This is a genomic window from Shinella granuli (genome assembly GCF_004341885.1).
GTDB lineage: Bacteria > Pseudomonadota > Alphaproteobacteria > Rhizobiales > Rhizobiaceae > Shinella > Shinella granuli.
Window position 1 is genome coordinate 84791 of sequence record NZ_SLVX01000018.1, and the last position, 12332, is coordinate 97122.

The following is a 12332-nucleotide window of genomic DNA, read 5'->3' on the forward strand; positions in this document are numbered from 1 at the left end:
GAACCATCGACAGGTTGAGCAGCATGGCCCCCGACTTCCTTGTAACGCATTCCGGCGGCTTTCATGCGGATGAACTGCTGTCCAGCGTGATCCTCACGCGGCTGTTTCCGGCTGCCCGTCTCGTGCGCAGCCGCGCGCCGCAGTGGATTACGCCCGGCAGCGACAGGATCATCTATGATGTCGGCGGCGCCTATGATCCGGCCATGGGGATATTCGACCATCATCAGCGCGGGGCGCCATTGCGGGAGGATGGCCAGCCGTTCAGCTCCTTCGGGTTGATCTGGCGCCAGTTCGGCCGGGACTACCTGAGGGCCGTCGGCGTTCCCGCTTCCGATATCGATGCCCTGCATGCAGGCTTCGATATGGATTTCGTGCTGCCGGTCGATCTGATGGACAACGGGGCCTTGAGCCCGTCGGTTGCCGGCGCTCTGGCCAAGCTGACGCTGCCTGTCCTGCTGGAAACGCTCAAGCCTGTCTTCGATGACAGGGAGCCGGATGCCGACGACCGGGCATTCCAGAATGCGCTTGCGATCGCGCGCAGTTTCGTAGAGGCGAGCATAAGGCAGGCCGCCGCGAAGCTGCGCGCGGAGGCGATCGTGCTCCAGGCGATCACGGCGGCTGGTGATAATCCGGTGCTGGAGCTTCCCATGGGGATGCCGTTCCGGCCTGCAATCGTGAAGGCGGGTGCGGATCATCTTCTGTTCGTCGTCCATCCGCGAGAGAACGATTGGTGCCTGACCGGCATCAGGCGGTCGAGCGACGGATTCGAATTGCGGGCCGATCTTCCGGCGAGTTGGGCCGGCCTGTCCGGCGAGGATCTTGCAGCGGTTTGCGGCGTGGCCGACGCAACGTTCTGCCATAACGGCCGCTTCATCGCCGCGGCGAGAACGCGCGATGCCGCGCTCGATATGGCGAGGATCGCGGTCGTGCATGCCGGGCCGGCAGCGGCAACATAGGCGGCCGGCTGACCTCGGGACATCGATGTGATCCGTATGGCGGGCCGGGGGGAGGCGATCCGCGCCGACGGGACATGCGCAGGCCGGCCCCGCAAGGGGCCGGCCACGTTGTTCGATGGGGTGCGGTCGATGGTCATCGTGCCGGGTTGGGGCCGATGCGCTTGCCGTGGCGGGTGCGTTCCTCGCCCTTGTGGACCATGGTGACGGCATAGTCGATGCCCATGCCGTAGGCGCCGGAATGTTCCTTCACGATGGCGGTGACGGCGTCATAGGTCTTCTTGTGGGCCCAGTCGCGCTGCCATTCGAGGAGGACCTGCTGCCAGGTAACGGGCACGACGCCGGCCTGGACCATGCGGTCCATCGCGTATTTGTGGGCATCCACCGACGTGCCGCCGGATGCATCGGCCACCATGTAGATCTCGTAGTCGGTGTCGTGCAGGCAGGAGAGGGCGAAAGTGGTGTTGCAGACTTCCGTCCACAGACCGGAGACAATGACCTTCTTGCGGCCGTTCGCGGCGTTCCTGGCGAGTGCGTCGCGAACGTTCTGGTCGTCCCAGGAGTTCATCGAGGTCCGCTCGAGGATGTCGTTTTCCGGGAAGACGGCGAGAAGTTCCGGATAGGTATGCCCGGAGAAGGAGTCCGTCTCGACGGTCGTGATGGTTGTCGGAATATCGAAGACCCTGGCTGCCTTGGCGAGGCCCACGACATTGTTCTTCAGCGTCTGGCGGTCGATCGACTGGACGCCGAAGGCCATCTGCGGCTGCTGGTCGATGAAGATGATCTGGCTGTTTTCCGGAGTCAGGACTTCGAGTTTGCTGGACATGGTCTATCTCCTCTCTGATGTGGAAAGGAAGGGCCCTTGCCCTGCCTTCGCCGTTTCTGCATTTCGATGGAGACAGATGTAGCGGCGTTGATTGCGTCGTAGAATTACAATAATAATGTCCATTGAATTGCGATTACGGAAATAATCGAAGTGAACGACTACAAGGCCCTGCGCATCTTCCTGCTGGCCGCCGAAAAGCGGAACTTCGCCCAGGTGGCGCGGGAGCTCAACATGGCGCCCGCCGCCATCACGCGCACCATTGCCGCGCTGGAGGAGGAACTCGGCCTCCAGCTCTTCGTGCGGACGACGCGGCAGGTGTCGCTGACGACGGACGGCGCCATCTTCGCCGCCCAGATCCAGCCGGCCTTCCAGGCACTCGAAACGGCGCGCAAGGATATCATGGATGCCCACAAGACGGACCAGGGACGGCTTCGCATCAGTGCGCCGACATGGTTCGGCAAGGCCGTTCTGCCGCCGATCCTCACCGGCTTTCGAAAACTCTATCCGAAGATCAATTTCGAGATCTCGCTGGCGGACGGTTTCGTCAACATTCTCGACCAGGATTTCGATCTCGCCATTCGCATCTCCTCGACCCCTTCCGACAAGTTCACCATCTGGCGCAAGGTCTGCGTGATTCCGCGTGTGCTCGTGGCGGCGCCCGGAAGCCGGTTTGCGGCCATGGACCATCCCGGCGAACTGGCGCCGGACGAATGCCTTGCCTATAGCGGGGAAAGCCGCCGCGAGGCGTGGGTGCTTTCGGACGGCAGCGCGACCGTCGAGATCTCCGCCGGCCGCAGCTTCAGCGCCAACAATGGCGACGTCCTCGCCGACATGGCGGCGGAGGGTGCCGGCGTCACGCTGCTGCCGCGCTTCCACGTCGCGGCACACCTGCAGGCCGGCCGGCTGGCGCATGTGCTGCCGCGCTGGTCGCCGCCCGACCTGTGGCTGACCCTTTATTACCCGCCCTACCAGGCGCTTCCGCCCCGCATCGCGGCCTTCTCGAAATATTTCGAGCAGCACGTGCCGGCCTACATGTCCGTACTGCAGTAGATCGGACCACCGGACGCGCCGATGCCGGCCTTACTCCCCGGCGTGCCGGGAAGCGGAACGCCTGAAGCGGGATTCCTCTGCAACGGGGCCTGATGCTTCAGGCTGCCCCGCGGGCCTCCCCCTTCCGCGCCAGCACGAAGTCGTACTCCACCTCCCAGAACGGCCCGGCGAAGTCGTAGCCCTTCGCCCGCGCGGGATCGTCGACGAGATGGAAATCGGCGAGGAGACTCTGCTTCACGCCGAACACGGCGTCCGAGTTGATATAGGGGTCGTGCGGGTCGAAGATATGGGTGATCAGCGTCTCGAAGCCTTCGGCCTTGAGGATGTAGTGCAGGTGCGCCGGGCGATAGGGATGCCGGCCGAGATGGTTCAGCATCCGGCCAACCGGCCCGTCATGCGGGATCGGGTAGTATTTCGGCTTGACGGCACGGAACCAGTAGCGTCCGTCCTCCCCCGTGCGAAACACGCCGCGCAGGTTGAATTCCGGCTGGATGCCGAGCTGCTGCACGTCGTAGAAACCCTCGTCGTTGGCCTGCCAGACATCCAGCACCGCGCCCGTGATCGGCCGGCCGGCCGTGTCGAGGATGCGGCCGGAGATCACCATGTCCTCGCCCTTCTGGTCGAGGCAGATGTTCGCGCCCATCGGCAGTTCCGGCGCGTCCTGTACATGGAACGGCCCGAGCACCGTGCTTTCCGAGGCGCCGGAGGGTTTGCGGTTGTTGATGGCGTCGACCAGCATCGAGACGCCGAGCGTATCGGAGAGCAGGATGAATTCCTGCCGCCACTCGTTGCACATCTGGCCGGTGCGGGTGAGGAAGAGGATGGCCTCCATCCACTCCTCCTGCGTCGGCTCGATCTCCTTCACCGCCTCGTGCAGCTTGCGCGTCACGACCTCCATGATCGCCTTCAGCCGCGCGTCCTTCGCGTTCCTGTTGCGGCCGGCGACGACCTCGACGGAGTTTTCCTCGGTGAAGAAACCCTTTTCGTGCTCGTCCATCATCGGTCTTCCTTTCCAAGTACGGCGGCCAACACCCGGCGCAGGTCGTCGGCCGGATCGTCCGTCCCCTCCGCCCGCCGCCAGCAGACGTGGTGGTCGGGCCGCACCAGCACGACGCCGCCGTCGCGCACCTCGCTGAGAGCGGCCCAGTCGCCGGAAAAATCCTGCCATTGCTGGCGCGGGCCGATGATGTGGGCGGCGATCTCGACGCCGCGTTCGCGGCCGACCACCTTCGCCGCCTCGACCCAGCCCTGCCCGCCGATGCCGGTCAGCAGCGTGAAGCGGCCGCGGCCCGCCAGATCCAGCGTCGAAACCTTCCGGCCATCCTCGGCAAAGAGCCAGGCATGCGGCAGGCGGGCGCCCGGCCAGGTCGTCTGCTGGAAATGCAGTTCCGGGTCCTTCTCGAAGGCGGGTTCGGGTTCGCCATCGGTCACCACGGCCTGCGAGCGGTAGCGCTGGTTCATCTCCACGCCGTGGGCGTCGAATTCGTAGACCTTCGCCGCGATCGCCTTGCGGATGGCGGCGCGCTGTTCCTCGGCGGCAGGCGTGTCGTTGCAGCGGGCGTCCATGTTCTGCTGCATCTTCACCGGGTCGATGGAATCGAGCAGGCCGAGCGCCTTGAAGATCGGCCCGAATTCCTCGATCGACTTGTTGGCGCGGGTGACGATCTGCTTGGCGATGGGCGCGCGCTCGGCGTCGTAGCTTGCCAGCAGCCCTTCGCCGGCCTGCCCCCTCAGCACATAGGCGAGCTTCCAGGCGAGGTTGAAGGCATCCTGGATGGAGGTGTTGGAGCCGAGCCCGTTCGACGGCGGATGGCGGTGGATGGCATCGCCCATGCAGAAGACGCGGCCGTTCGAAAGCGTCGTCGCATACATGTTGTTGACGGTCCAGGTGGAGACCGACTTGATCGTCACGTCGAGATCGGCGACGCCGACGAGGTCGCGCACGACCTTTTTCGCATGCGCCTCGTCCACGGCGGGGGCGGGCTGGTTGATGTCGTAGCCCCAGACGATCAGCCATTCGTGCCAGGGGCGCACCATGCGCACCAGCCCCATGCCGATGCCGCCGACATCGGCGCCGGGCTGCAGGACCCAGTAGAGCACCGAGGGGCGGTGGGCGACATAGCGGGAAAGATCGGCCTCGAAGAGGATGTTCATCGAGCCGGCGACACCCATGCGGCCCTCGAAGCTGAGCCCCGCATGTTCCGCCACCTTCGAATTGCCGCCGTCCGCGCCGACGAGATATCTTGAGCGCACGGTCAGGGTCTTGCCGGTCAGCCGGTCGAGGCAGGTGGTGGTGACGCCCTCCGCGTCCTGCTCATGGCTGACATATTCCGTCGACATGCGCGCCTGCGTGCCGCGCGAACAGGCGGTCTTGAAGAGCAGCGGCTCCATGAAGGTCTGCGGCAGGTCGTTCATCTTGCTCGGCGAGGAGAGCTGATGCTCTGCGCGGGAAGCGGGGTGCATGCCCCAGCTCTTCATGCGGCCGATCTCCTCGCCGGCGAGCGCCGTGCAGAAGACGTTCTCGCCCATCAGCTCCTGTTCGGCGGCGAACATGTAGGCCTCGTCCTCCACCTCGCGGCCGAGGTCGCGCAGCACCTCCATGGTGCGCTGGTTGGTGATGTGGGCGCGCGGCGTGTTGGCGAGCCAGCGGTAGCGGTTGATCACCATGTTCTCGATGCCGTAGCTCGCAAGCAGCGCGGCGGTGGCGGAACCGGCCGGGCCGGTGCCGATGATGAGAACGTCGGTTGTGATGTCAGCCATGAAAACCTCCCTGGTGGATGGATGGACCGCCCGTGAGCTTGCGGCGGACCGGAAAGAGCTGGATGCCGGTGCGGTCGGAAAAGGCCCCCCAGAGACCGCGCGGCGCGAAAAGCATGACGAGGATGCCGGAAAGACCGAGCATCAGGAGATACCAGGAGCCGTAATCGGCCATGAGGTTCTGCAGAAGGAAGAACAGGACGACGCCGAGGATCGGTCCCTCGATGGTGCCGATGCCGCCGATGACGACGATGAAGATGACATAGGCCGTCCAGTCGGTGACGGAGAAGGCGGCGTCCGGCGAGATGCGGGCCTTCTGCACATAGATCAGCGCGCCGGCAAGACCGGTGAGGAAGGCGGTGGCGAGGTAGACCAGCGCCTTCATGCGCCGCGCATCGACGCCGACGGCGCGGGCGGCCTGTTCGTTGTCGCGCACGGCGGCGAGGCCCAGCCCCTGCTTGCTGCGCAGCAGGCGGTAGATGAAGCCGATGGTGGCGGCGGCAAGGATGAGCGCCAGCCAGTAGGTGATGGCGTCGCTCGCCTCGGCCGGCTTCATGCCGAAGAGATCGCGCAGGAGGGAAACGCCCGCCATGTCGCGCACCGCCTCGCGCGGCAGCGAGGTGCCGGTGCCGCCGCCGAGCGCCTTCCACTGGGCGAAGAGGAGGCGCACGACCTCCGCCACCACCCAGGTGCCGATGGCGAAATAGGGGCCGTAGAGACGGAAGGTGAAGAAGGCGGTGGGGATGGCGAGCAGCATGGACAACACCCCGGCGATGAGGATCGCCGGCAGCGGATCGACGCCGAGGAGGATGACCGCGCCGAACATGGCATAGGCGCCGAAACCGACGAAGACCTGCTGGCCGACGGAGATCAGCCCCGCATAGCCTGCCAGAAGGTTCCAGCTCTGCGCCAGCACCAGCATGGTGAGGATGAAGAACAGGTCCTGCACCGTACTGCGCGAGACGAGGAAGGGCGCGGCGAGGCCGAGCGCCAGCACGGCGAACGCCACGAACAGCGCGAGCGAAGAGGCTTTCGAGCCGGTCTCGACCTTGAGGGATGGCATGGCGATGGACATCGAAAACACCTCAGTCGACGGCGCGCGGGAAAAGACCGCGCGGCTTGATCAGGAGAACGGCGAGGAAGGCGAGATGGCCGGACAGGATCTGCCATTCGGGGTTTATCGACGCGCCGACCGTTTGCGCCACGCCGAGGATGACGCCGCCGGCGAGCGTGCCCCAGAGCGAGCCGAGGCCGCCGATGATCACCGCCTCGAAGGCATAGATCAGCCGCGCCGGCCCGGCGGTCGGGTCGAAATTGGCGCGGGTGCCGAGATAAAGCGCGGCGATCGTCACCACCACCATGGCAAGACCGGTCGCCACCGCGAAGATCTTTCGCGGGCGGATGCCCATCAGGCCGGCGGTCACGGTGTCGTCGGAGGTGGCGCGGAAGGCGCGGCCAAGCGCGGTGCGGTAGATCAGGAGGTTGAGCCCGACGACGACGGCGACCGCCGAGAGCAGGGCCATCAGCGGCATGAGGCCGACGGTGACGGGGCCGAGGCCCATCGAGGCAGTCTCCAGCGGGCCGGCGGAGATGCGGCGGCTGTCTGCGGAAAAGCCTTCGAGCAGGCCGTTCTGGATGACGATCGACAGGCCGAACGTGACGAGCAGCGGCGGCAGCACGTCCTTGCCCAGCGTGCGGTTGAACAGCACCTCCTGCAAGGCATAGCCGAGCGCGAACATCACCGGCGCGACGATGAGGGCGGCGAGGAAGGGATTGAGCCCGAGGGTGCTCACCAGCACGAGCAGCAGGAAGGCAGCGAGCACGATGAGGTCGCCATGGGCAAGGTTGACCAGCCGCATGATGCCGAAGACGAGGCTCAGCCCCGCGGCGAACAGCGCATAGAGCCCGCCGAGCAGCACGCCCTGGACGATGGTATCAAGCATGTTCATGGCTTGGCGCTCCGAAATAGGCGGCGTGGATGTCGTCGCGGCTCAATTCTTCCGGCCGGCCGGAGAGGGTGACGCGCCCCTCCATCATGCAATAGACTTGGTCCGCCACCTTCAGCGCCTGGCCGATATCCTGCTCGACGATGACGATGGCGGCGCCGCTCGCGCGGATGCGCGGGAAGGCGGCGTAGATGTCGCGCACGACGACCGGGGCGAGGCCGAGGCTGATCTCGTCGCAGAGCAGCACGTCCGGATTGGCCATCAACGCCCGGCCGATCGCCACCATCTGCTGCTGCCCGCCGGACAGCGCCGTCGCCGGGGTGTTGCGCCGCTCCTTCAGGATCGGTAAGAGATCGTAGATGCCGCCCAGCGTCCAGGCGCCGCGCCGCTTGCCATAGGCGCCGACGAGCAGGTTCTCCTCGACCGTCAGCGAGGGAAACAGCCGCCGCCCCTCCGGCACCATGGCGATGCCGCGGGCAAGGATGTCGGGTGCGGCAAGCGCGCCGATCGCCTCGCCGCGGCAGAGGATGGTTTCGGGGTCGCTCCTAAGCACGCCGGAAATGGCGCGCATCAGCGTCGTCTTGCCCGCGCCGTTCGCGCCGATGATGGCGATGGTTTCCCCTTCGGCAATGGTGATGTCGACGCCGAACAGCGCCTGGAAATCGCCGTAGAAGGCGGTCAGGCCCCTGGTTTCGAGGAGGGCGGTCATATCTCGATCCCCAGATAGATGTCCTGCACCTCGCGCGAGGCCATGATCTCGGCCGGCGCGCCGACGCCGATCACCCGGCCGAAATTCAGCACCAGCAGCCGCTCCACCACGGAGGTCAGCGCGTGCAGCACATGCTCGATCCAGATGACGGCGACGCCCTTGGCATGGATGGCGCGGATGGTGGCGACGAGCGAGAGGCATTCGCCCTCCGTCAGCCCGCCGGCGATCTCGTCGAGCAGCAGGAGGCGCGGTTCGGTGGCAAGCGCCCGGGCGAGTTCCAGGCGCTTCCGCTGCAAAAGGGTGAGGCCGCCCGCCGGCACGTTGGCCTTGTCGAGAAGGCCGGTTTCCGCAAGGATCTCGGCGCAGCGGCCATAGGCGTCGGCTTCGCTGCGTCGTGCGCCGAAACTGCCGGCGACGAGCAGGTTTTCGAAGACGGTCAGCTTTTCGAAGGGCTGGGGGATCTGGAAGGTGCGCCCCATGCCGGCAAGACAGCGCGCCATCGGCGGCGTGCGGGTGACGTCGGCGCCGGCAAAGCGGATCGTGCCGCTGTCGGGCGAAATCGTGCCGGTGATCAGGTTGAAGAGCGTCGACTTGCCGGCGCCGTTCGGGCCGATGATGCCGAGCGCCTCGCCCTCCGCCACGGAAAGGCTGATCGCGTCGGCGACGGTGAGCGCGCCAAAACGTTTGGAAACGCCATCGAGCTGCAACAGGGACATGGTTGATCCTCCGGCCGGCGGGCTTTTCGGGCGCCGCCGGCATTCCTCACGTTCAGGCGATCGCTTCCATCGTGCCGCCGACGGGAATGGCCGGCGCGGTCTTGTTGTCGATGATGACGAGGTCGTAGCCGCCGCCGTCCTTCAGCCGCCACTGGCCGCCGACGAGTGGCGTCTTGGCCACGTTCTTCGCCGCGAAGGGCGGCAGGCCCGCGCCGTCCCAGGCGATGGTGCCGACCAGCGTGTCGAGCCGTGTCGTGGCGATGGCGGCGGCCACCGCATCGCCGTCCGTCGGGTCCTCGGCGCGATTGATCGCATCGACCGCCAGTTCGAAGAGCGCGTGGGCGAAGCCGATCGGCTGCGTCCACGGCCGGCCGGTCGCCCTGGTGAAGGCGGCGGCGACCTCGGCCGAGCTTTCACCCGTCAGCGAGGATTGGAACGGATGGCTCGGCGACCACCAGACTTCGGAGGAAAGGTTGTGCCCGGCCGCGCCGAGCGCCTCCACCGCCTGCGGGAAGAGCAGCGCCTTGCCGATCGAGGCGACCTTCGGCAGGAAACCCTGCTGCCGCGCCTGGTTCCAGAAGGTGGTGAAGTCCGGCGGGATGACGACGCCGGTGACGATCTCGCATTCGCCGGCCTTGAAGGCGTTGATCTGCGCGGAAAAATCGTCGGTCATGTTCTGGTAGCGGCCGGGGTCGTTGAGGGAATAGCCCATCTTCTCCAGCACGGGCGGGAAGCCGACGGTCTTGTCGCCCCAGGCATTGCCGTCGCCGTCGTTGGGGAAGAGGCCGCCGACCTTGCGATTGGTCTCCACCTGCGCCCACATGTTGGTGAAGACGGCGATGACGTCCTCCAGCCCCCAGAAGAAGTGATAGGCATAGTCGAAGGGCTTCCAGGCGGCCGGATCGCCGGGATTGCCCTGCTGTCCGATGAACCAGGGCTGCCAGGGCGCGACGGTGGAGATGCAGGGCATGCCCTCCGCCTCGCAGGTCGTTGCGACGGGATTGGTCGTCTCCGGCGTCGAGGCGACGAGCACAAGATTGACCTCGTCATCGACGATGAGCTGCTTGGCGACTTCCGCCGCGCGGTTGGGGTTCGACTGGCTGTCCTTGACGACGATTTCGTAGTTCAGCCCCTTCGATTTCGCGACCGCCAGAAAGCTGTCGATGACGAAGCTGTCGGCCTCGCCGAAGGCGGCGAGCGGGCCGGTCTGCGGGCTCACATAGCCGAGCTTGACCGGCGCGTTCTGCGCCAATGCCGGCATGGCAAGGCCGGATGTCAGGGCGGCGGCGCTGCCTGCGGCCGTCGTCTTCAGGAAATCGCGTCTCGTCAGCATGGGTCCTCCTCCCGTTTCCCCTCCTCCCGAGGGGTGTTGTCAGTCCGGCCGTCTGCCCTCCCAGGCATCCTGCAGCAGAGCGCGGATCGACGGACGGTCGATCGGGCGCGGGTTTCGATAGGGGTTTTGCGTGGCGATCTCGGCGGTAAGGTCGAGATCCTTCTCCGAAAGCCCGAGGTCCTTCAACGCCAGCGGCGCGCCCGCCGCCCTTGCGAAATCCCACAGCCCGCCGCCGACCGATCCGCCGAAAACCTCCGCCACCGGGGCAGTAAGGTCCGGCACGGCGACGGCGTTGAAGGCTGCGGTGTGCGGCAGCATGATCGCGTGCGTATCGGCATGCGGCGTGTCGAACCTGCCGCCGAGCGTGTGGCAGATCTTGTGATGCAGCGCCATGCCGACGGTGCCGAGCACCGTGCCGCAGAGCCAGGCGCCGTAAAGCGCCTCCGCCCGCGCTTCGCCGTCCTCGGGCGTCGCCACGATCGCCGGCAGGCTCCTCTTGAAGGCGCGCAGGCCCTCGGCGGCCATCAGCGAGGAGACGGGGTTGCGATCTTCGGCATAGAGCGCCTCGACGGCATGGGCCATGGCGTTGAGCCCGCTCGTCACGCTCATGCCGACCGGCAGGCCGAGGGTGAGCGCCGGATCGTAGATCACCACTTCCGGCAGGATGGCGGCGCTGCGCACCGTCGTCTTGCGCCCGCCTTCCGTCTGGCCGAGGATCGGCGTCACCTCCGAGCCGGCATAGGTGGTGGGAATGACGATCTGCGGCAGGTCGGTGCGGTAGGCGATGGCCTTGCCGAGCCCCGTCGTCGAGCCGCCGCCGAGCGAAACCACGCAATCGGCCCCCGTCTGGCGCACGATTTCCATCGCCCTTTCCGTCACCTCGACGGGCGTGTGCATCACCGCCCCGGCGAAGATGCCGGCCGCGCGGCTCCCGAGTGTTTCCGCCAGCCTTTCGGCGTCGGCGCGCTGGTGCGGCGTCGAGAGAACGAGGGCGCGGCGGCAACCGATGCGGTCGATCCATTCGCCGACCGTTCCGGCCTTGCCGGACCCGAAGACGATATGCGCCGGGCTGGTCGAGTAGACGAAATCGCGGGTCATGCCCTGGCTCCCTGTTTTGCGCGCGCCAGCACGAAGGTGAAATCGAGCCTCCAGCAGGGTTTGTCCCCCATGCGCTCGAAGCGGCAGACGAGTTCCGGCTTGACGGCGAAGAGCGGGTCTTCGCCAAGGTGCGGGTCGCTGTCGTCATAGAGATGGGTGACGAGCGTCTCGAAACCCGCCGCCGTGACCATGAATTGCAGATGCGCCGGGCGGCGCAGTGGCAGGCCGGCTTTCAGCAGCAGCGCGCCGACCGGTCCGTCCTCCGGCACGCCGTAGCCGGCAGGCCGCACGGTGAGGTAATGGAAACGGCCCTCGTCATCCGTGCGGAAAAGGCCGCGCAGGTTGAATTCCGGCTGCAGGTCGGGCTGTTGATTCTCGTAGAGTCCGGCGGCGTTGGCCTGCCAGGTGATGATTTCGGCGCCCGGTATGGCTTTTCCGTCGAGATCCTGCACGCGGCCGGAGACGGAAAGCCGTTCACCAACGCCGTCGAGCGAGATGTCGCTGCCGAGGGCGCGGGCGGGCACGTCGGCGCGGAAGAAGGGACCGCGCAGCGTGCCCGGCGTCGCCTGTTTCGGGCGGTGGGCGTTGACCTCTTCGACAAGGGCCGTCGCGCCGAGCAGGTCTGACAGCAGTACCCATTCCTGACGCCGGTCGTCCGAGGCGTGGCCGACCTCCGTCAGGAAGGTGATGAGGTTGCGCCACTCGGCCGGCGTCGGCTTCAGTTCGCGGATGAGGGCGTGGAGGTGGGTGACCGCGCCGATCAGCGCCTGCCGCAACGGCCCGTCGCCGGCGGCCGCAAGCCGCCGCGAAAACACCTCCGACGAGGTGAGGGTGTCGACAGGGGATGCCATCGGTCCCGCCATGCTTCGTCCTCCAACATGGGAAGACGGTAGCAAAGCGCCGCAGTGGCATTGATGATTTTATTCCCGAACAATATAACGGAT

At 66.5% G+C, this 12332-nt stretch carries 12 protein-coding genes; 2 read left to right on the top strand and 10 right to left on the bottom strand.

The window, feature by feature from the left end; translation table 11 throughout:
- The first annotated feature begins 23 nt into the window (after positions 1–23).
- Positions 24–956, top strand: a complete 933-nt coding sequence (locus tag EV665_RS23155; protein ID WP_133035876.1) for an MYG1 family protein — start codon at positions 24–26, stop codon at positions 954–956.
- Positions 957–1089: 133 nt separating this feature from the next.
- On the opposite strand, the gene EV665_RS23160 is transcribed toward EV665_RS23155, so the two are convergent.
- Positions 1090–1779 carry a hydrolase gene (locus EV665_RS23160; RefSeq protein WP_133035877.1) on the bottom strand — a complete coding sequence of 230 codons (690 nt, stop codon included), beginning with the start codon at positions 1777–1779 and terminating at the stop codon, positions 1090–1092.
- A gap of 150 nt (positions 1780–1929) precedes the next feature.
- On the opposite strand from EV665_RS23160, the gene EV665_RS23165 reads away from it, so the two are divergent.
- On the top strand, positions 1930–2829 hold the full coding sequence (locus EV665_RS23165) for a LysR family transcriptional regulator (protein WP_064331484.1): 900 nt from the start codon (positions 1930–1932) through the stop codon (positions 2827–2829).
- 97 nt (positions 2830–2926) lie between these two features.
- On the opposite strand, the gene EV665_RS23170 is transcribed toward EV665_RS23165, so the two are convergent.
- The 9 genes from EV665_RS23170 to EV665_RS23210 are packed head-to-tail and all read right to left on the bottom strand — an operon-like array spanning position 2927 to position 12251.
- Positions 2927–3826, bottom strand: coding sequence for an intradiol ring-cleavage dioxygenase (locus EV665_RS23170; RefSeq protein ID WP_133035911.1), 900 nt, complete (start codon positions 3824–3826; stop codon positions 2927–2929).
- On the bottom strand, positions 3826–5589 hold the full coding sequence (locus EV665_RS23175) for an FAD-dependent oxidoreductase (protein ID WP_133035878.1): 1764 nt from the start codon (positions 5587–5589) through the stop codon (positions 3826–3828). Before EV665_RS23175 ends, EV665_RS23170 begins: the two co-directional genes overlap by 1 nt.
- A complete protein-coding gene (locus tag EV665_RS23180; protein ID WP_133035879.1) occupies positions 5582–6661 on the bottom strand; it encodes a branched-chain amino acid ABC transporter permease in 1080 nt (359 codons plus the stop codon). The genes EV665_RS23175 and EV665_RS23180 overlap by 8 nt, the downstream gene beginning before the upstream one ends.
- 10 nt (positions 6662–6671) lie before the next feature.
- On the bottom strand, positions 6672–7535 hold the full coding sequence (locus EV665_RS23185) for a branched-chain amino acid ABC transporter permease (RefSeq protein ID WP_133035880.1): 864 nt from the start codon (positions 7533–7535) through the stop codon (positions 6672–6674).
- The gene (locus EV665_RS23190) at positions 7522–8241 is read right to left on the bottom strand and encodes an ABC transporter ATP-binding protein (RefSeq protein WP_133035881.1); all 720 of its coding nucleotides are present in this window, start codon (positions 8239–8241) and stop codon (positions 7522–7524) included. Before EV665_RS23190 ends, EV665_RS23185 begins: the two co-directional genes overlap by 14 nt.
- Positions 8238–8957, bottom strand: coding sequence for an ABC transporter ATP-binding protein (locus EV665_RS23195; RefSeq protein WP_133035882.1), 720 nt, complete (start codon positions 8955–8957; stop codon positions 8238–8240). Before EV665_RS23195 ends, EV665_RS23190 begins: the two co-directional genes overlap by 4 nt.
- A 52-nt stretch (positions 8958–9009) precedes the next feature.
- Positions 9010–10290, bottom strand: a complete 1281-nt coding sequence (locus tag EV665_RS23200; protein WP_133035883.1) for an ABC transporter substrate-binding protein — start codon at positions 10288–10290, stop codon at positions 9010–9012.
- A gap of 39 nt (positions 10291–10329) precedes the next feature.
- Positions 10330–11388 (bottom strand): maleylacetate reductase, encoded by a 1059-nt coding sequence (locus tag EV665_RS23205; RefSeq protein ID WP_133035884.1) that lies wholly within the window; start codon positions 11386–11388, stop codon positions 10330–10332.
- Positions 11385–12251: a dioxygenase family protein gene (locus tag EV665_RS23210; RefSeq protein WP_133035885.1), complete on the bottom strand. Its 867-nt coding sequence runs from the start codon at positions 12249–12251 to the stop codon at positions 11385–11387. The genes EV665_RS23205 and EV665_RS23210 overlap by 4 nt, the downstream gene beginning before the upstream one ends.
- Between the last annotated feature and the right edge of the window lie 81 nt (positions 12252–12332).